Raw genomic sequence first — 20,544 nt, 5'->3', positions numbered from 1 at the left:
AAATGCAACATCAAAATCCCTCGCTCTATGAAATGATGATGCACAATTTCAGCGGCGAGATGGAACTGCATCAAATTAGCGGCAGCGATCAGGTCATCCTCTCCGTGCTGGACAATCTGCAGCGCATTCTTAATTGCCGGGCCGGCACTCTCAGCCATTTGCCGGATTACGGTCTGCCGGATATGAGTCAAATCCTGCAGGGCATGCCCGGCTCGGCATATGGCCTGCTAACCACCATGACATTAGTACTGCTGAAATACGAGCCGCGCCTGGAAGGCGTTGCCATTAGTCTGTTGCCACAATGTCTTCCGGGGCAGTTGGAATATTCCATTGAAGCGGAACTCAAAGGCATCGGCCCAATCACCTTCGGTACCACCTTTAGCGCTCAAGGTAAAATGCTTGTTCGCCATCTCCGGCAACAGCGCTTTTTAATCTGATAATGCGTTTCGTCTTGCATTTGCTCTGGTTTCAGACTGGCCGCCCAAGGCGGGGGCCGGTGGTGAATTCATGCCGGAAGTGCAGAATTACCGGCCGTCTGAAACAGCTTTAATTCACTGAAATTAATAATTTAGACAGAGGCGTTATGTCATTAATGACCACTGGCCATAGGGTCAGCACCGGCGGCGATCCCCGTGGTTTTACCGAATTTACCGCATTGCGTGATGAGTTGGATAAATTACATCATCCCGCCCGCCCGGACGTGGACTGGTTACGCATTGAACAACTTTGCCTGGCGCTGTTCCGCCGAAACGGCGTTGAACTGCATACCGCGGTGGATTTTACGTTGGCGCGAGCCCGAGTGGCGGGTCTGGCGGGATTGTGCGAGGGCGTTGAACTGATAGCGGCATTGGTTATCCAGCAATGGGCAGTTTTCTGGCCCCGGCCAACCCATGCAAGAGTGGCGCTGCTGGCGGGTCTCTGCGAGCGGTTGCAGCAGGTCTGGCGTATGATCCACGTGGACTACGGAGATTTGGCCCTGTTATACCGTGCCGATCGGGGGATGGAGACGATTTGCGATGCGTTGCGCACTCTCGAACTCAATCATCTTTGCAAATTGGATATCTTGCGGCAAACCATCCATGATACCGCGCTGCGTCTGGAACATACCGACGATTCCTCTATCAGGGCGGATAACCCGCCGCTGCCCGGCGGGTCTAATCACCTTTCGGCCATCTCTTCCATGACCGGATTGCAAAGTGAACCCCTCATCTATATTGCCGAAACCAAAAACCAGGCGCATCCGCGCATACATGTCGCCGAACTTAGGCCGCCGCGCTGGAAAGCCTGGCAAGGTTTTGCGGCGGGCATATTCATCACTGCCCTGACTGTAGCGGGATGCATGCTGATACAACGGCATTCCGCAGAAACCCTGGACCAAACCCTGCTGGCAACAACGCAACCCTTGCCGGCCGCGTTACCGTCACGCAGAATCAATGTCCTGGAGCAACATCATTCGCCGGCGGAGCGGGCGCAGGCCAAGCCGGCGGTGATACAGGCCACCGGGGCACGGTTGGAACAGCTGGCGGGACTGCCGCCATTATGGGCGCACCGCCACGGCGATGGCTTATTAGCGCAGGCTCGTCAATTATGGCCTTATAGCGAGCGGATCAAGCGCCTCTCCGCTGATTGGCGCCGGCAGCGTTTGGCCAATGCAACGCCCGAAGAAGAATTGGCAAATTTTTTTTTGGCGCGTACACGCCTGGAACAACTGGGGCAACAATTAAACCAGCTGGAGCAATCCAAGGGCCGCTACATGACGGTGTCGGCCCTTAAAACCGCGGTCTTCTCCATCCAGCAACCATTACATCGCACACTGCCGCTGGAAGAACTATTGCGGCAATATCATGAGCAGATCCAGACGGGAGAGGAGCCGTCGCCTGTTTTGCGTCAGCAGATTGAACGGCGTTTTAGCCAGTTGCTCAACCGCTTTGCCTTGATGACCGATTTGGAATGAACGCCGGCGGCCGGATACTATTTCTTGTATTTTCATATGCCGGCCGAGCCTGTGTTGCATCTTTTCCAGAGAGAATTCCGCCGGTTCGTCAGGCTCATGGAATTAATCCCGTGAACGCCCGGGACAAATCGGCAATTACGCCAAGCGCGCTGTTACGGCATATAATGCGTTAATAATCCCAGGTCTCAGGATCAATACCCATTTCGCGCATCATCTCTTTGGCTACTTCCGGTATTTCATCGTTTCGCTCTTTGCGAAGATCGTTATCATCGGGCAATGGCTGTCCGGTGAATGCGTGCAGGAAGGCTTCGCAAAGCAGTTCACTGTTGGTGGCGTGACGTAAATTATTAACCTGCCGCCGGGTTCTTTCGTCAGTAAGAATTTTCAGAACCTTCAGCGGAATGGATACCGTAATTTTTTTAACCTGCTCACTTTTTTTACCATGTTCAGCATAAGGGCTGACATATTCACCTTTCCATTCCGCCATGGGATACCTTAATTTCTCATAAAATGATTAAAATTCGCTAAAAACGAGCCAATTATGCCGGAACTTCGTGTTACTCACTACTCCACGCCCGCTTATTTTGCGACTTATCAGCTTTTCCTATCATAACGCACTCGACCGCTACCATTACCCACGGTAAAAGAGAGATTAGATTTTAACACTTTAAACCCGCATAATTTTAGCTGTTATTGATAATTTGCTCAATCTATACGCTAAGAAGTTTAGATGTCCAGATGTATTGACGTCTATCTAAGAGGAGGTTACTCTTTTACCTCCACTCTCCAGCACTGATCAGGATGTGAGTACATGACGCGCAAACAGGCCACAATCGCAGTTCGCAGCGGGCTTAATGATGATGAACAGTTCGGTTGCGTTGTTCCGCCAATCACGCTTTCCAGCACCTATAACTTCGTGGATTTCAATCAACCCCGCGCGCATGACTACTCCCGGCGGGGCAATCCGACCCGTGATATCGTGCAGCGGGCCTTGGCTGATTTGGAGAATGGCGCCGGCGCGGTACTGACCAGCAGCGGTATGTCGGCGATACATCTGGTTTGCACGGTCTTCCTTCAGCCCGGCGATTTGCTGGTGGCGCCTCATGATTGTTATGGCGGAAGCTATCGCCTGTTCGATAGTCTGAGCAAACGCGGCGCGTATCGGGTAAAATTCGTCGATCAGGGTGATGAAGCGGCGCTGAGGGCGGCACTGGCCGAACATCCCAAGCTGGTGCTGATTGAGACGCCGAGCAATCCGTTGCTGAGGGTAGTGGATATCGCCGCGATTTGCCGGGCTGCCCATGAGGCCGGCGCCATCTGCGTGGCGGATAATACCTTTATGAGTCCGGCGCTGCAGCAACCGCTCACATTGGGCGCCGATCTGGTGGTGCATTCCTGCACCAAATACCTGAACGGACATTCCGATGTGGTGGCCGGCGCGGTGATTGCCAAAGATGAAGCCCTCGCCACCGAACTGGCCTGGTGGGCCAATAACATCGGCGTCACGGGCGGCGCATTCGACAGCTATCTGCTGCTGCGCGGGATTCGTACCCTGAATCCGCGCATTCGGCAGCAGCAAAGCAATGCCCAGGATATAGTGGACTACTTGCAGCGGCAACCGCTGGTAAAAAAACTGTATTATCCCGGGTTGCCCGGCAATCCCGGCCATGAAATCGCCTGCCGCCAGCAGTCGGGCTTCGGCGCCATGCTGAGCTTTGAACTGGATGGCGACGAAGCCGTGTTGCGACGCTTTTTGTCCAGCCTGGAGCTGTTCACACTGGCGGAATCCCTTGGCGGTGTGGAGAGCCTGATTTCCCATGCGGCGACCATGACCCATGCCGGCATGGCGCCGGAAGCGCGCGCGGCGGCCGGTATCGGCGAAACCCTATTGCGTCTGTCGGTGGGTATCGAAGACAGTGAAGATTTGATAGCTGATTTGGAACAAGCCTTCCAGGCAGCGACTAAGAGGTAAGTATGAGTGCTTTAGGGACGATTGGACGCCCGGTGGGCAGGCAACTGCATAAATTCGGCGGCAGCAGTCTGGCGGATGTGAAATGTTATCAACGGGTGGCGGGTATTATGGCCGAATACAGCCAACCCGGCGATCTGATGGTAGTCTCCGCAGCGGGAAGCACCACTAACCAGCTAATTAGTTGGCTTAAATTCAGCCAGAGCGATCGTATCTCCGCGCATCAGATCCAGCAAACTCTCCGTCGTTATCAGCATCAACTGATAAGCGGCCTGCTACCCTCCGATCAGGCGGATGCGATGTTCGCCGAGTTTGTGCGCGATCTCGAGCGCCTGGCGGTCTTGCTGGACGGCAAGATGACCGAAGCCGTCTATGCCGAAGTGGTGGGACACGGGGAAATCTGGTCTGCGCGGCTGATGGCCGCGGTGCTCAACCATCAGGATATCGATGCGGCCTGGCTAGATGCCCGTGATTTCCTGCGTGCCGAATATGCCGCACAGCCGCAGGTGGACGAAGCCCTCTCCTGGCCGCTGTTACAGCGGATCTTGACCCAATATCCCAACAAGCGCCTGGTGGTAACCGGATTTATCAGCCGTAACCAGGCGGGGGATACGGTATTGCTGGGGCGTAACGGCAGCGATTATTCCGCCACCCAAATCGGCGCCCTGGCGGGGGTAACGCGAGTCACCATCTGGAGTGATGTGGCGGGGGTGTACAGCGCCGATCCGCGCAAGGTCAAGGATGCCTGTCTGCTGCCGCTGCTGCGTCTTGATGAAGCCAGCGAATTGGCGCGGTTGGCCGCGCCGGTCCTCCATACCCGTACCTTGCAGCCGGTGTCCGGCAGCGATATCGACCTGATGCTGCGCTGCAGCTATCAGCCGGAACAGGGATCGACCCGTATAGAAAGGGTGCTGGCGTCAGGCACCGGCGCCAAAATTGTCACCAGCCATGATGATGTTTGCCTGATTGAGCTGTCGGTTGCGCCGCAGCATGATTTCAGCCAGGCGCAAAAAGAGATTGATGCGGCTCTGAAAAGAACGCAAATCAAACCGTTGGCCATGGGGGTCCATCGCGATCGTCGGTTGATTCAGCTTTGCTATACCGCCGAAGTGGCCGGCAGTGTCTATCAGGTACTGGAAAAGGCGGAGCTGCCCGGTCAATTGCAGCTGCGCGAAGGATTGGCGCTGGTGGCTATGGTGGGGGCCGGCGTCGCCAAAAACCCTCTGCACTGCCACCGTTTTTATCAGCAGCTTAAATATCAGCCGGTGGAGTTTTTCTGGCAGGCGGAAGACGGCATCAGCCTGGTGGCGGTATTGCGCGTCGGTCCCACCGAACATGTCATTCAGGGCTTGCACACCTCGCTGTTTCGCGCTGAAAAGCGCATCGGCCTGGTGCTGTTCGGCAAAGGCAATATCGGCTCCCGCTGGCTGGAGCTGTTTGCCCGCGAACAGGAAAGCCTGTCGGCCCGTACCGGCTTTGAATTTATCCTCAGCGGCGTAGTGGACAGCCAGCGCAGCCTCCTTGACTATGAGGGACTCAACGCCAGCCGGGCGCTGGCCTTCTTCAACGATGAAGCCGTTGAGCAGGATCCGGAAGAACTGTTTCTCTGGATGCGCGCTCATCCCTATGACGATCTGGTGGTGCTGGATGTGACCGCCAGCGAAATCCTGGCGGATCAATATCTTGATTTCGCCAGCTACGGTTTTCATGTCATCAGCGCCAATAAACTGGCGGGGGCCTCCAGCGGAGATAATTATCGCCAAATTCGCGACGCTTTTGCCAAAACGGGGCGGCATTGGCTCTATAACGCCACGGTTGGCGCCGGTCTACCGGTTAACCATACGGTTCGCGACCTGCGTGACAGCGGCGACAGTATCCTGTCCATCAGCGGTATTTTTTCCGGCACGCTTTCCTGGCTGTTTTTACAATTCGACGGTACGGTGCCCTTTACCGATTTGGTTGAGCAAGCCTGGCAACAAGGTCTTACCGAACCCGATCCCAGGGTGGACCTGTCCGGCCAGGATGTCATGCGCAAGCTGGTGATACTGGCCCGGGAAGCGGGTTACGACATCGAGCCGAACCAGGTGCGGGTGGAATCGTTGGTTTCCGCAAGCAGCGAAAGCGGCTCGGTGGATCAGTTTTTCGAAGATGGCGATGCCCTGAATGAAGAAATGACCCGGCGGCTGGAGGCGGCCAGCGAAATGGGTCTGGTTTTGCGCTATGTGGCGCGCTTTGACGCCAATGGCAAGGCCCGCGTTGGGGTCGAGGCGGTACGCCGGGAGCATCCGCTGGCGGCATTGCTGCCCTGCGACAACGTGTTTGCCATCGAGAGCCGCTGGTATCGGGATAACCCGCTGGTGATTCGCGGGCCAGGGGCGGGGCGGGACGTCACCGCCGGCGCTATCCAGTCGGATCTCAACAGGTTGGCGCAGCTGTTGTAAATCAATTTGCCGGGTGGTGCAAATGCCGCCCGAGGGCAAATTCCGCAAGCCGTCATCCTCAAATTAAGACGGGGTTAAGTCAATATCATATACAAAATCTACAACTCATGGCGTAGAGGAAGGGTCATCGCGAGATAGGAAAATTATTTGAGGGGTTAAGTGGAAAAAAATCATGAGCGCTCAAGAATTTTTACGCAATCACAACCACTGATATCAAGATATACACCTTGGCTGATCTAAGCTGCAGTAAGATGGCGACGCGGCGACAAATGGCTGAAAGCAAATTTGAATAACGTTTGCTTTGAATAGTAAGGTGAGCTCACGACGGTCCTCTGTTAATAAACGCTCCGGTACCGCCGGTGCTACCAAATCGACTTCAACCGAGTTTAACATTTTTTGCCGAACGTTTTCTCCGCCCGATTTGTTCATTTCTCTTGTTCAAAAATTGGCGATAATATCTGAGTTGAACAGTTGCTATCGATACCATGATATGACAGGTTAATTAATTGGCCTGCTCGAACGGAATCTAGCGGCAAATGAGATAATTGATTAATATTTTAAAAAATTCATAATTTGCCATATTATTTTTTTTCATGTATATATAAGTTAAATATTTAATTTAGATAATATAATATTAAATAAATGAGAAATATCAAATGATGATTAGTACTACTGCTTCCAGTCCTAGTGGAAATTATATAATGTATGATCCCAATACGCAAAGTTTCAGCTTATGGCAAAAGCCGCCAATAGGCGTACAAAATAGCGCTCACACCATGAAGAATAATAATATCACTTATTTTGATAGGTTGCCTGTAGAAATTATTGGTAAAATATTAAAGAATATGTCAATCTCGGAATCACTGCCGTTGGCAGCGACGTCTCATCTCTTCTTATCCGAAGCCGTGCGTAACATTGAGTTAGCGACTGGTAAAGATTTAGCTGAAGCTATGTTTTCGCTGGTTGATAAGGGTGATTGTCAGAGTATTAATCTTCTGCGTTTAATGAATATTAACTATTTTCTTGTTAAAGGGGATAAGACGGATAATAACTTGTTGCATTGAGCGGTTCAAAGCCAGAAAAGTGATATATGTAGCATTCTACTTAAGATTGAAAGTGTAGATATTAATGCCAGGAATAAAGAGGGATATACGCCGTTACATTATGCTATTAAGAATAATGATATAAGTACATTAACTACCCTTCTTGACATGCCAGGCATTGATTTGGATGACAATTGTAATATCAGCGATCTCGATGATGATGATCAAAATTATCTCCCTCTCCTGCACTATGCGGTGAAATGTGGTAATTTCGACATTGTGAAGACACTGCTGGATCATAAAAGAATTAATGTTAATGTCTATGATGAAAATGGGGATCTGGCTTTGAGACATGCTTTTGCTAAAAAGCATAATGGTATAAATAAAGCTATCATTGATCTATTCCTTGATAAAGAATCTATTGCAATAAACCACCAGAACAATAACAAAGAGACATTATTGCATTTGGCTATATTGAGTCCTTATCACTATCTTATTGAGGATTTAGCGAAAAGAGGTGTAGACGTTAACCTAATTGATCGGCAAAATAATACTGCGCTGCATTTTTCGGTAGCCCATGAGTTTTTTGGCGTAACCGAGAAGTTACTTCAAATCCCAAATTTAAAATTAGATATCAAGAATATATATGGGATGACAGCCTATGAGTTGGCAGTGCGCAAAGGGTTTGATAAGATAGCCGAACTTATTCAAGAAAGGCAATCAGTTAAATCTCCAAACGTGTCCAACTGGTTTGGTCTTTTTTGATTTGATCTCATTTTTCAATATTCAAAATATTTTCTCTTCCATAACCAACTGAAGTTTATGCACTCAAACGACCGCCAGGAATAGCCCGGGTAGTTGGCAAACGTCGATCACGTTAAAGTGAAAAATTTTCAACATTGGTGAACATTACTCCCCATCGTCGGCAATGATTTTGTTGACTCTGCTAACGATTTCCGTCAAATTCAATTTAGCCGTCTAAACGTATAGACGCATACCAAGATGAGTTCGCAACGCACCGTCATCAGCGTATAGTCATCAATGAACAATCCCACGCGCAAGAGGAAAAGGTATGAGTTTTTTTCACGCCAATCAGCGGGAAGCCCTGAACCAAAATCTGGCTGAATTACAGGGCGATATCAACGTCTCGTTTGAGTTTTTTCCTCCGCGCACCAGCGAAATGGAGCAAACGCTATGGCACTCCATCGATCGCCTGAGCATTCTTAAACCCACCTTCGTCTCGGTGACTTACGGCGCCAACTCAGGCGAGCGAGACCGCACCCATAGCATTATCAAGGATATCAAGGAGCGCACCGGCCTGGATGCCGCGCCTCACCTTACCTGCATCGACGCCACGCCGGAAGAGCTGAAAAAGATTGCCGAAGACTATTGGCACAGCGGTATCCGTCATATCGTTGCGCTGCGCGGCGATCTGCCCCCCGGCAGCGGCAAACCGGCCATGTACGCCGCCGATTTGGTGACGTTGCTGAAAAAAGTCGGTGACTTTGATATTTCCGTGGCTGCCTATCCGGAAGTGCATCCGGAAGCCAAAAGCGCCCAGTCCGATCTGATTAACCTGAAGAAGAAAGTGGAAGCCGGCGCCAACCGGGCCATCACCCAGTTCTTCTTTGATGTGGAAAGCTACCTGCGCTTTCGCGATCGCTGCGTGGCCGCCGGCATTGAAACCGAAATCGTCCCCGGCATTCTGCCGGTATCCAATTTCAAACAGCTGCAACGCTTCGCCGCCATGACCAATGTAAAGGTGCCGAATTGGATGACCAGCATGTTTGACGGTTTGGATAACGATGCTGAAACCCGCAAAATGGTCGGCGCCTCCATTGCTATGGATATGGTGAAAATCCTCAGCCGGGAAGGGGTGAAGGATTTTCATTTCTATACCCTGAATCGCGCCGATTTGACCTACGCCATTTGCCATACCCTCGGCGTGAGGCCGCAGGTCGCCGCCGAACAGACCCAGGTTTAAGTCGCGAGTCCGTCAATTCAGAACCGGGCCCTCAGTGCCCTGTTCAGATTGCTGACAAACATGCTCGGATTCAATAAGGCGGGACAGGCTGCCAGAAGAGTAAACCGTCCGCGCCAGGGATGGCGCTGATCGAGCCCCCTGGGACGGGTTCACGGCGTGTTTACGATCTGGCAGCCTGTCCCGACCGGACACTTTGTCGATAAGCTCAACCGGGCCCTCAGGGCCCGGTTTGAATTTGACGATATCTTTCTGCTAACCTGTATTGCGCATTCCCGCCGCCACGCCGGCGATGGTCACCATCAGCGCCTGTTCCACCCTAGGGTCGGGCTGTTCCTGCTGGCGCGAGCGATGCAACAGTTCCGCCTGAAGTACGTTCAGCGGGTCGGTATAGACGTTGCGCAGGGCGATGGACTCCGCGATCCACGGCAGGTCGGCCATTAAATGATCGTCATTGGCAATGGTAAGCACCACGTTGATATCATCCGCCAATTGCTTGCGCAACTGCTTCCCGAGGGGCCATAACTTCTCTTCCACCAGACGCTGGTCGTAATACTCCGCCAGCCATAAGTCCGCTTTGGCGAACACCATCTCCAACATACCGATACGGGTGGAAAAAAACGGCCAATCGCGGCACATGGCTTCCAACTCATCCTGCTTGCCTTCGTCGACGGCCTTTTGCAAGGCGGCGCCGGCCCCCAGCCAGGCCGGCAGCATCAGCCGGTTCTGCGTCCAGGCAAAAATCCACGGAATGGCGCGCAGGCTTTCCACGCCGCCGTTGGGCCGCCGTTTCGCCGGGCGCGATCCCAGCGGTAGTTTGCCGAGTTCCTGTTCCGGGGTGGCTGAACGGAAATAAGGCACAAAGTCGGGGTTTTCACGCACATAACCGCGATACATATTGCAGGAGGTGGTGGAGAGGTCGTCCATCAGCGTACGCCACTCCTGCTTAGGTTCCGGCGGCGGCAGCAGATTGGCTTCCAGTATCGCCCCGGTGTAGAGCGCCAGGCTGCTGATGGCCACTTCCGGCAGGCCGAACTTGAAACGGATCATCTCGCCTTGCTCGGTGACCCGCAGTCCGCCCCGCAGGCTTCCCGGGGGCTGTGACAGTAATGCCGCATGGGCCGGCGCGCCGCCTCGTCCGATGGAGCCGCCGCGTCCGTGGAACAGCGTCAGGGCGATGCCGGCTTTTTCACAGGTCTTGATTAGCGCGTCCTGCGCGCGGTACTGGGCCCAGGAAGCCGCCATGGTCCCGGCGTCTTTGGCGGAGTCGGAATAGCCGATCATGACCATCTGCTTGCCCTGGATAAAGCCGCGATACCAATCGATACCCAGCAATTGGCTCATCACGTCATCGGCGTTATTCAGATCGTCCAATGTTTCAAACAGCGGGGCGACCGGCAACGGGAACTGGCAGCCGGCTTCTTTCAGCAATAAATGCACCGCCAGCACGTCGGAAGGGGTTTTCGCCATGGAGATGACATAAGCGGCAATGGAACCCTGCGGCGCATCGGCTATCACCCGGCAGGTTTCCAGCACTTCGTGGGTCTCGTCGCTTAACTGATAATAACGCGGCAGCAAAGGCCGTTTGGAGTTCAGTTCGCGGATCAGAAATGCCTGTTTGTCAGCCTCGGACCAGCTTTCATAATCCCCCAGTCCCAGATAACGGGTGATCTCGCTTAACGCTTCGGTATGACGGGTGCTTTCCTGGCGCACATCGATACGGACCAGCTGGATGCCGAAACATTTGATACGGCGCAGCGTGTCAAGCAGCTGGCCGCTGGCAATGATATTCATGCCGCAGGCTTTCAGCGATTGATAGCAGGTATACAAAGGCTGCCAAAGCTGATCGTTGCTTTCCAGCAGATCATCCGGCGGCAACTGGTGTTCGCCTTTAACCTGCGCGGTCAGCCAGTTCTGGGTGGCGACCAATTGCCCGCGCAGGCGCTTCATCACCACGCGATAAGGTTCCAGCACCTCGTCGCCGCCCGCCAGCGCCCGCATTTCCGGCGTGCATTCCGTCATGGATAATTCGGAAACCAAAACCTGGATATCGCGCAGGAACAGATCCGCGGCTTTCCAGCGGCTGAGCAACAACACGCGGCGCGTAATGTCGGCGGTGACATTGGGATTCCCGTCGCGGTCGCCCCCCATCCAGGAGGTGAAGCGCACCGGTACGTTTTCCACCGGCAGGCTGAATCCGAACACGCTTTCCAACTGTTCGTTCAGCTCGCGCAAATATTGCGGTACGCCTTCCCACAGGCTGTTTTCCACATTGGCGAATCCCCATTTGGCCTCGTCAACCGGGGAGGGACGGTTATGGCGTATTTCATCGGTATGCCAGTATTGCGCCACCAGTTGACGCAGCCGGCGCATGATTTGCTTGCGCTCATAATCCGCCAAATCGCTGTGGTCTAACTGTTTCAGGCAGTTATTGACTTCAACCAGCATATGGATCAAGGTCCGGCGGGCAATTTCAGTGGGATGGGCGGTCAACACCAATTCAATGGACAACGATTCCACGGCGGCGCGGATATCTTTGTCATCCAGCTCTTTATTATCTTTCAGGCGGGCAAAAACCTTACCTAATCCTTCCGGATTATTAAGGGCTTCCCCATGGGGGGAAATGGCATGAAACTGTTCCGCGGTGTTGGTCAGATTCAAAAACTGGCTAAACGCACGAGCCACCGGCAGCAGTTCGTCATTGGACAGGTTTTGCAACGTGGTTAGCAATTCCTGGCGATGCGTCTCGCTACCCGCCCGGGAGGATTTGGACAGCTTCCGGATGGTTTCTACCTTATCCAGGATATTTTCACCCATTGCATCTTTAATGGTGTCGCCCAGAAGCTTCCCGAGCATACTAACGTTGCTGCGCATTGCCGAATATTGTTCGTTCATAAGGACCCTGATCCAACTTACCTGAAAGTTTGTTACACCCGAATGACGTAGATCACCCGCCATTATCTAGCCATGTATCGATTGATTCGTCAAATGACATCATTTCACGGCATAAAACCGCGCATTCACGGCAATTCGTGAAAGTTAATTACATGGACCCTATATAAGCAATACTTATCCAACAGTATAAAAATGGCACATTTTGCACGTATTTCTTCCCTTCCGGCGCGAATCTGCCGGGCGACCAACGGTGCCGGGAGAGTTACTGCAGACAAAAATGTCGTACCACCTGGGAAATCAACTGCCGTGTCGGTTTAATAAATGCGGTATCGAGATATTCATCTGGCTGGTGCGCCTGGTTAATGGAACCGGGGCCCAACACCAGCGTAGGACAAACCTCCTGGATAAATGGCGCCTCGGTGCAATAGTTGACCACGTCGGTCTTGGTGCCCAGCAATTTTTCCACCACTGACACCAAACGGTGATCCGCCGGACATTCATAGCCGGGGATGGGCGGGTGAAGGGCCTCGATAGTCAACCGGCCCGGCCATTTCTCACTTACCGGCGCCAGTGCCTCCCCCAGCAGTCCGTTCAAATCGCTAAGGGTAAGGCCCGGCAGCGGCCGGATATCCATATGCAATTCGCAGAAGCCGCAAATCCGGTTGGAAGCATCCCCGCCGTGGATATGGCCGAGGTTCATGGTGGGGTAGGGAATTTCAAATGCGGCATGGTGATAACGCTGCTGTAACGTGTTGCGCAATAGCAGCAAATGAGAAATCGCGTCATGCATGAGTTCGATAGCGTTGACGCCGCGGCTCGGATCGCTGGAATGTCCGGATTGGCCGACGATGCGTATGGCGTTGGAGATATGGCCTTTATGGGCGCGTATGGGCTGCAAAGAGGTCGGCTCGCCGATAATGGCGCAATCCGGTCTTAACTGGCTGGATGAGGCGAAATAGCTGGCGCCGGCCATGGTGGTCTCTTCGTCGGCGGTAGCCAGAACATACAAGGGTTTTGTCAGTTTACTTCCGTCAATATCCCGCAGGGTATCAAGAATAAAAGCAAAAAAACCCTTCATATCCGCGGTGCCCAGTCCATATAGCTTGTTATTATGTTCGGAGAGGGTAAAAGGATCGCGGGTCCAGCGACCGTCGTCAAAAGGCACGGTATCGGTGTGGCCCGCCAGCAATAAACCGCCCGAACCGCTGCCGATACTCGCCAGCATATTGAATTTATTCCGGGTGCCGGGAACCGGCTGGATCTCGACCTGGAACCCCAATGCGCTGAACCAGCCTGCCAATAAATTGATTAGCGTCTGATTACTCTGGTCCAGCGCGCTATCGGTGGCGCTGATGGACGGTGTGGCAATCAGGGCACGGTACAACTCAATAAACGGGGGCAAATTATTCTTCACTGTTGACAGCCTTTGGGTTGGATAGTATCAATATTCATGCAATAATAGTGAATAAAAATACACTAACGTTGAGCGTTAAGTAAACGGATTCTTAACAGACTACTACGCTTGGCCTCGCGGGTGAACAGCCAATATACCCAATAGTTTTTGAGTTGCCGCAACTTGAACGCTGTAGGGCGAAGACGCTGGAGATCCCTTCTCGTTGTTAATATTGATTAAGAAGGTGTACATACGTCATGCTGAATACGCTGATTGTCGGTGCCAGCGGTTATGCCGGAGCTGAGCTTGCGGCCTATCTGAATCGTCACCCGCATATGAACATAGCCGCTTTGGCGGTTTCAGCGCAAAGTGCGGATGCGGGAAAACGGCTCTCCGATCTTCATCCCCAGCTCAAAGGCATCGTCGATTTGCCGCTACAGCCCCTGGGGGACGACGTGAGCGAACTGGCGAAAACCGTTGATGTGGTATTTCTTGCCACCGCCCATGAAGTCAGCCACGATCTGGCGCCGGAGTTCCTGGCCGCCGGCTGTGTCGTGTTTGATCTGTCCGGTGCATATCGAGTGAACCAGCCGGAATTTTACAGCCGCTATTACGGTTTTGAGCATCAGCACGGCGATTGGCTGGCCAAGGCGGTTTACGGCCTGGCGGAATGGCAGGGCGAGGCGTTGAAACACGCACAGCTGATTGCTGTCCCGGGCTGTTATCCCACCGCGTCTCAACTGGCTCTTAAGCCCCTGGTGGACGGGGGGCTGCTAAATGCAGAACAATGGCCGGTAATCAATGCCGTCAGCGGCGTGAGCGGGGCGGGACGTAAAGCGTCGCTGGGCAGCAGCTTTTGCGAAGTCAGTTTGCAACCCTACGGGATTTTTACCCATCGCCATCAGCCGGAAATCGCCGCGCATCTGGGGATCCCGGTAATATTTACCCCCCATCTCGGCAATTTTGCCCGGGGCATCCTGGCGACTATCACCTGCCGGCTGAAGACAGGCGTCACGGCGGAAGACGTGGCCGAATGTTATCACAACGCCTATCAGGATAAACCGCTGGTGCGGCTGTATGATAAAGGCGTGCCGGCGCTAAAAGCCGTGGTAGGCTTACCGTTTTGCGATATCGGTTTTGCGGTGCAGGGCGAACATCTTATTGTCGTAGCCGCAGAAGACAATTTATTAAAGGGAGCGGCGGCGCAGGCAGTTCAATGCGCTAACATCCGGTTTGGTTTCTCGCAAACCCTGGCGCTGCTTTAACGGCTAATAACGAGGCACAAAATAATGAATCCGTTAATTGTAAAATTAGGCGGCGTATTGCTGGATAGCGAAGAAGCGCTGGAAAGACTGTTTACTGCGCTGGACAGCTATCGCGCTCAACATCAGCGTCCGCTGGTGATAGTTCACGGCGGTGGTTGCCTGGTGGATGAGTTGATGAAAAAACTGGCATTGCCGGTAGTGAAAATTGATGGCCTTCGGGTTACGCCGGCGGATCAGATAGACATCATCACCGGCGCGCTGGCCGGCACGGCGAACAAAACCCTGCTTTCCTGGGCCAAAAAGCATGCTATCCCGGCGGTGGGATTATGCCTGGGCGACGGCGATAGCGTTAAAGTCACGCCGCTGGATGCGAAACTGGGCCATGTGGGTAAAGCGCAGCCGGGTTCACCGGCGTTATTGACGTCTTTACTGAACGCGGGTTATTTGCCGATAGTGAGTTCCATCGGGATTACCGACGACGGCGAACTGATGAATGTCAACGCCGACCAGGCCGCCACCGCACTGGCAGAGACTCTGGGCGCCGATTTGATTCTGTTGTCCGACGTCAGCGGCATCCTGGACGGCAAAGGGCGGCGCATCGCGGAAATCACCGCGCAAAAAGCCGAGCAGCTGATTGCCCAGGGTATTATTACTGAAGGCATGATCGTAAAAGTCAACGCGGCGCTGGATGCCGCTCGCACGCTGGGCCGGCCGGTGGATATCGCCAGTTGGCGCCACGCCGATCAGCTTCCGGCGCTATTCAACGGCGTCGCCATCGGCACCCGTATTCTGGCTTGATGTATTCAAAAAATAGAATACCCAAAAGCTTTTTGAAAAATGAAGGGTATAGCGAGGGGAGTAAGACATGGCACTTTGGGGTGGACGGTTCAGTCAGGCGGCGGATCGGCGTTTCAAGCTCTTTAACGACTCGCTGAGGTTTGATTATCGGCTGGCCGAGCAGGATCTTATCGGCTCCGTGGCCTGGTCCAAAGCATTGGTGACCGTCGGTGTGCTGACCGCGGACGAACAGATCCGGTTGGAGGAAGCCCTGGCGTTTATCCTGGAGGAAGTACGCGCCACGCCGGAAGCGATCCTCACCAGCGATGCGGAGGATATACACAGCTGGGTGGAGCAGCGGTTGATCGATAAAGTGGGCGATTTGGGAAAAAAACTGCATACCGGACGCAGCCGCAACGATCAGGTGGCCACCGACCTGAAACTGTGGTGCAAAATGCAGGTTCCGGAATTGATTTCCGCTGTTCGCCAACTGCAACAAGCCTTGGTAGCCGTCGCACAAACCACGCAAGACGCAGTCATGCCCGGTTATACCCATTTGCAGCGCGCCCAGCCGATAACCTTTGCCCATTGGTGCCTGGCGTATGCCGAAATGTTGGCGCGCGACGAAAGCCGTCTGCAGGATACCTTGAAACGTCTTGATGTCAGCCCGCTGGGCTCCGGCGCGCTGGCCGGTACCGCATATCCCATCGATCGCGAGCAGTTGGCGGATTGGCTGGGGTTCGCCTCTGCAACTCGAAACAGCCTGGACAGCGTATCCGATCGCGATCATGTACTGGAGCTCTTGTCGGATGCCGCCATCAGCATGGTGCATCTCTCGCGTTTTGCCGAGGATCTGATTTTCTTCAACTCCGGCGAGTCCGCGTTTATTGAGTTATCGGATCGCGTCACATCCGGCTCCTCCCTGATGCCGCAAAAGAAAAACCCGGACGCCCTGGAATTGATTCGGGGCAAATGCGGCCGGGTGCAGGGTGCGCTCGCCGGCATGATGGTCACCCTTAAAGGATTGCCGCTGGCCTATAACAAAGATATGCAGGAAGACAAGGAAGGGTTGTTCGATGCCATGGATACCTGGTTGGACTGCCTGCATATGGCGGCACTGGTCCTGGACGGCCTGCAGGTCAAACGCGAACGCTGCCGGGAAGCAGCCCAGCAGGGCTATGCCAATGCCACTGAGCTGGCCGATTATCTGGTTGCCAAAGGCGTGCCTTTCCGGGAAGCCCACCATATCGTCGGTGAGGCGGTAGTGGAAGCGATAAAGCAGACGCTGCCCCTGGAAGAGATGCCGCTGGCGGCGTTGCAGGCATTCAGTCCGGTCATTGCCGAAGATGTCTATCCGGCGCTTTCATTGCGTTCCTGCTTGGATAAGCGCTCGGCAAAAGGCGGCGTGTCCCCGCGGCAGGTATCATCCGCCATTGACGAAGCGCACAAGCGCCTTGATGCTAAATAACCTTCAGTTCCTTAGCCTGCTCGACCGGACACATTGTCAACCCTCTCGGCGGGCGTGAGCCCGCATAGACAACCTCAAGCCGGCTGCAGCAGATAGCTTTCCAGCTCTTCGCTGCCGCCGATATGGCGTCCGCCGATAAAGACCTGCGGTACCGTGGCGCGTCCGGTCATGGCCCTAAGGCTTACGGTAGTAGCGTCTTTGCCCAAAGAGATCTCCTCATACTGGATGCCGTGGTCCTGCAGCATCAGCTTGGCCTTGGCGCAGAAGGGACATCCCGGCTTGGTAAAGAGCGAGACGGACTCCTGGACTTTACATTCCGGCGCTAGGTAACACAGCATGGTATCGGCGTCGGAGACCTCGAACGGGTCGCCGGGTTTGTTTGGCTCGACAAACATTTTTTCTACAATGCCATCCCGTACCAGCATGGAATAGCGCCATGAGCGCGGCCCAAATCCCAAGTCGGCTTTTTCAACCAGCATCCCCATGCCTTTAGTGAATTCGCCATTGCCGTCGGGAATAAAGGTGATATGCCCGGCGTTTTGATCGGCTTGCCAGGCGTTCATCACGAACGTATCGTTCACCGAAATACACAAAATACTGTCAACACCATGCTGATGGAATAGCCCGGCCAGCTCATTATAACGAGGCAGGTGGCTGGAAGAGCAGGTGGGAGTGAAAGCGCCCGGCAATGAAAAAACGATGACGGTTTTGTTTTTGAACAGATCGTCTGAAGTCAAATCGAGCCAATTGTCGTCTTTGCGGGTGTGAAATATTACCTGCGGCACGGTTTTACCTTCACGGGCATTTATCATAGAAACTCCATCGATAAAAAGGAAAAAAAGATTAAACAGCATGTCATACTGCGTTGGGGTTATTATTGATATTTACTATTGATAGGTATAATCGTTGATTGCTATCCTATCTATCGACGCGAACTATCGCGGATTGGAGGATGTTAATGAATATTCGCGACCTTGAGTATCTGGTGGCCTTGGCGGAGCATCGTCATTTCCGACGAGCCGCCGATGCCAGCCATGTCAGCCAGCCCACACTAAGCGGCCAGATTCGGAAGCTGGAAGACGAGCTAGGCGTTATGCTGCTGGAGCGCACCAGCCGCAAAGTGCTGTTCACCCAGGCCGGACTTTTGCTGGTGGAGCAGGCCCGGACGATATTGCGCGAAGTGAAAATACTGCGCGAGATGGCCAGCCAGCAGGGGGAGTCCATGTCCGGCCCGTTGCATATCGGCCTGATCCCCACTGTCGGTCCCTATTTGCTGCCGCATATTATTCCGACACTCCATGAGACTTTTCCAAAACTGGAAATGTACCTGCACGAAGCTCAGACCAGCCAGCTATTGCTGCAATTGGACAGCGGCAAGCTCGATTGCGCGATCCTGGCGTTAGTTAAGGAATCGGAAGCCTTCATCGAAATTCCGCTGTTCGACGAGCCGATGCTTTTGGCCATTTATACCGATCATCGCTGGGCGGATCGAGATCGGGTACCGATGTCCGACCTGGCGGGGGAAAAGCTGTTGATGCTGGAGGATGGGCATTGCCTGCGGGATCAGGCTTTGGGATTCTGTTTCCAGGCAGGCGCCGATGAAGACACCCATTTCCGGGCCACCAGTCTGGAAACCCTGCGCAACATGGTGGCCGCCGGCAGCGGCATTACCCTGCTGCCCGCGCTGGCGGTACCCAACGAACGTAAACGTGACGGCGTATGCTATCTGCCCTGCTACAAACCTGAACCGAAACGCACCATTGCCTTGGTATATCGTCCCGGTTCGCCGCTGCGCGCGCGCTATGAACAGTTGGCCGAGTCCATTCGCGTTCATATGCAGACCTATATGGGCACCAACCCGCTAAAAGAGGCGGTTTAATCCATTCAAGGCCGCGACCCGATAGGCTTCCGCCATGGTGGGGTAATTGAAGGTGGTATTCACGAAATAATCGAGAGTATTGCCTTCGCCCTTTTGTTCCATAATGGCCTGGCCGATATGGATGATTTCGGCTGCGCGCTCCCCGAAGCAATGGATGCCCAGGATTTGCCGGGTATCGCGATGAAAGAGAATTTTCAGGCTCCCCACGTTCATCCCGACAATTTGCGCCCGCGCCAGATGTTTGAACTGCGCTCGTCCCACTTCATAAGGAACTTTCAACATCGTCAGTTCCTGTTCGGTTTTGCCCACCGAACTGATTTCCGGGATGGTATAGATACCGGTGGGGATATTTTCAATCAACTGTACGTTGGCCTGTCCCTTGATGATGACCTGCGCCGCGATGCGTCCCTGATCGTAGGCAGCGGAAGCCAGGCTCGGATAGCCGATGACATCGCCGACGGCATAAATATGCGATATGGCGGTCTGATACATGCTGTTGACCTTGATCAGGCCTCGGCTGTCCGCTTCCAATCCGATACTTTCCAGCGCCAGCGAGTCGGTATTACCGGTACGGCCGTTGGCATACAGCAGGCAGTCGGCACGCATCCGTTTTCCTGACCGGAAATGCACTTCAACGCCTTGGTCGGTGCCTTCAATCTGTTCATATTCTTCATTGTGGCGAATCACCACGCCGTTTTCCCAGAAATGGTAGGAAAGCGCATCCGACATTTCCTGATCGAGGAAGGCCAGCAGCCGGTCGCGGGTATTGATTAAGTCGACTTTAACGTTCAATCCCCGAAAAATTGACGCGTATTCACAGCCGATAACCCCGGCGCCATAGATAATCACGTGCTGGGGATCGTGTTTTAAATCCAGAATAGAATCGCTGTCGTAAATGCGGGGATGGTTAAAGTCCACGTTTTGGGGGTGATAAGGCCGTGAGCCGCAGGCAATGACAATATGAGCCGCGCTGAACGTTTCAGCCGAGTTATCCGGATAGCGGACCTTCACCGTATGGGCATCGACAAAGCTGGCGTCACCGGTAATGATCTGACACTGGTTACGTTCATAAAACCCTTGCCGCATGCGTATTTGCTGCTTGATGACCATATCGGCGTGATGGAGGATATCGGCAAAACTGGCCCGGGGCAGATGGGCGCTGCCGCTGTATAGCGGGTTTTGGTTGAATTCGATAATACGGCTTACCGCTTGACGCAGTGCTTTAGACGGGATCGTGCCCCAGTGGGTGCAACCGCCGCCGACGCTGTTATAACGTTCAATCACCGCGACGCGGGCGCCCTGTTTGGTTAATCCCATGGCGGCACCCTCGCCGCCGGGACCGGAGCCAATAATAATGGCATCATAATCGTATTCTGATTGCATTCGCGTCAAACCTGTCATTATACAAATTCACAACGTTAATGTAACATTGTAGCCCGAATATCCCAACGCCCGAAGGCTTTTTCTTATTCCAGTTGT

Annotated in this window: 16 protein-coding genes and 1 pseudogene; 12 read left to right on the top strand and 5 right to left on the bottom strand. The window is 53.6% G+C overall.

The annotated features are described in order from the left end of the window. The first annotated feature begins 2 nt into the window (after positions 1 to 2). Together tssE and ACL2XJ_RS06825 are read left to right on the top strand one after the other, a co-directional pair. Positions 3 to 437, top strand: coding sequence for a type VI secretion system baseplate subunit TssE (gene tssE, locus ACL2XJ_RS06830; protein WP_413726045.1), 435 nt, complete (start codon positions 3 to 5; stop codon positions 435 to 437). 146 nt (positions 438 to 583) lie between these two features. Next, positions 584 to 1,954, top strand: a complete 1,371-nt coding sequence (locus tag ACL2XJ_RS06825; RefSeq protein ID WP_413726044.1) for a VasL domain-containing protein — start codon at positions 584 to 586, stop codon at positions 1,952 to 1,954. Positions 1,955 to 2,123: 169 nt separating this feature from the next. Here ACL2XJ_RS06825 and metJ read toward each other — a convergent pair whose 3' ends face one another. Next, the gene (gene metJ, locus ACL2XJ_RS06820; protein ID WP_132924380.1) at positions 2,124 to 2,441 is read right to left on the bottom strand and encodes a met regulon transcriptional regulator MetJ; all 318 of its coding nucleotides are present in this window, start codon (positions 2,439 to 2,441) and stop codon (positions 2,124 to 2,126) included. Between the two features lie 324 nt (positions 2,442 to 2,765). On the opposite strand from metJ, the gene metB reads away from it, so the two are divergent. The 6 genes and pseudogenes from metB (at position 2,766) to metF (ending at position 9,391) form a co-directional block, all read left to right on the top strand. After that, on the top strand, positions 2,766 to 3,926 hold the full coding sequence (metB, locus tag ACL2XJ_RS06815; protein ID WP_132924382.1) for a cystathionine gamma-synthase: 1,161 nt from the start codon (positions 2,766 to 2,768) through the stop codon (positions 3,924 to 3,926). A 2-nt stretch (positions 3,927 to 3,928) separates the two neighbouring features. Then, a complete protein-coding gene (locus tag ACL2XJ_RS06810) occupies positions 3,929 to 6,364 on the top strand; it encodes a bifunctional aspartate kinase/homoserine dehydrogenase II (RefSeq protein WP_132924384.1) in 2,436 nt (811 codons plus the stop codon). A gap of 701 nt (positions 6,365 to 7,065) precedes the next feature. Next, positions 7,066 to 7,428 (top strand): hypothetical protein, encoded by a 363-nt coding sequence (locus ACL2XJ_RS06805; RefSeq protein ID WP_413726043.1) that lies wholly within the window; start codon positions 7,066 to 7,068, stop codon positions 7,426 to 7,428. 12 nt (positions 7,429 to 7,440) lie between these two features. After that, positions 7,441 to 7,587, top strand: a pseudogene (locus tag ACL2XJ_RS06800) (ankyrin repeat domain-containing protein); the annotation flags it as partial. A gap of 3 nt (positions 7,588 to 7,590) precedes the next feature. Continuing rightward, positions 7,591 to 8,172, top strand: coding sequence for an ankyrin repeat domain-containing protein (locus ACL2XJ_RS06795; protein ID WP_413726042.1), 582 nt, complete (start codon positions 7,591 to 7,593; stop codon positions 8,170 to 8,172). A 307-nt stretch (positions 8,173 to 8,479) separates the two neighbouring features. Beyond that, on the top strand, positions 8,480 to 9,391 hold the full coding sequence (gene metF / locus ACL2XJ_RS06790) for a methylenetetrahydrofolate reductase (RefSeq protein WP_132924388.1): 912 nt from the start codon (positions 8,480 to 8,482) through the stop codon (positions 9,389 to 9,391). A gap of 252 nt (positions 9,392 to 9,643) precedes the next feature. Here metF and ppc read toward each other — a convergent pair whose 3' ends face one another. Next, complete coding sequence (gene ppc / locus ACL2XJ_RS06785) at positions 9,644 to 12,283, bottom strand: phosphoenolpyruvate carboxylase (RefSeq protein WP_413726041.1); 2,640 nt, start codon at positions 12,281 to 12,283, stop codon at positions 9,644 to 9,646. Between the two features lie 262 nt (positions 12,284 to 12,545). After that, on the bottom strand, positions 12,546 to 13,697 hold the full coding sequence (gene argE, locus ACL2XJ_RS06780; protein WP_413726040.1) for an acetylornithine deacetylase: 1,152 nt from the start codon (positions 13,695 to 13,697) through the stop codon (positions 12,546 to 12,548). A gap of 236 nt (positions 13,698 to 13,933) precedes the next feature. On the opposite strand from argE, the gene argC reads away from it, so the two are divergent. From argC to argH, 3 genes are all read left to right on the top strand, one after another. After that, positions 13,934 to 14,941, top strand: a complete 1,008-nt coding sequence (gene argC / locus ACL2XJ_RS06775; RefSeq protein WP_413726039.1) for an N-acetyl-gamma-glutamyl-phosphate reductase — start codon at positions 13,934 to 13,936, stop codon at positions 14,939 to 14,941. Positions 14,942 to 14,962: 21 nt separating this feature from the next. Continuing rightward, positions 14,963 to 15,739, top strand: coding sequence for an acetylglutamate kinase (gene argB / locus ACL2XJ_RS06770; protein WP_413726859.1), 777 nt, complete (start codon positions 14,963 to 14,965; stop codon positions 15,737 to 15,739). Between the two features lie 67 nt (positions 15,740 to 15,806). Next, entirely contained in the window at positions 15,807 to 17,186 is a 1,380-nt protein-coding gene (gene argH / locus ACL2XJ_RS06765) for an argininosuccinate lyase (protein ID WP_413726038.1), read from the top strand. 74 nt (positions 17,187 to 17,260) lie between these two features. Here the strand turns inward: argH and ACL2XJ_RS06760 are convergent, their stop codons facing one another. Then, the gene (locus ACL2XJ_RS06760; RefSeq protein ID WP_413726037.1) at positions 17,261 to 17,998 is read right to left on the bottom strand and encodes a glutathione peroxidase; all 738 of its coding nucleotides are present in this window, start codon (positions 17,996 to 17,998) and stop codon (positions 17,261 to 17,263) included. A gap of 146 nt (positions 17,999 to 18,144) precedes the next feature. Between ACL2XJ_RS06760 and oxyR the strand changes: the two genes are divergently transcribed. Beyond that, positions 18,145 to 19,065 (top strand): DNA-binding transcriptional regulator OxyR, encoded by a 921-nt coding sequence (gene oxyR / locus ACL2XJ_RS06755; RefSeq protein ID WP_132924402.1) that lies wholly within the window; start codon positions 18,145 to 18,147, stop codon positions 19,063 to 19,065. Here the strand turns inward: oxyR and sthA are convergent. Next, positions 19,048 to 20,448, bottom strand: a complete 1,401-nt coding sequence (gene sthA / locus ACL2XJ_RS06750) for a Si-specific NAD(P)(+) transhydrogenase (protein ID WP_132924404.1) — start codon at positions 20,446 to 20,448, stop codon at positions 19,048 to 19,050. The genes oxyR and sthA overlap by 18 nt on opposite strands. Positions 20,449 to 20,544: the final 96 nt, after the last annotated feature.

The organism is Sodalis sp. RH16 (genome assembly GCF_047324245.1).
Taxonomy (GTDB): Bacteria; Pseudomonadota; Gammaproteobacteria; order Enterobacterales; family Enterobacteriaceae; genus Acerihabitans; species Acerihabitans ligni.
The sequence above is the reverse complement of the archived record's forward strand: the minus strand, read 5'-3'. Positions and strand labels throughout refer to the sequence as shown.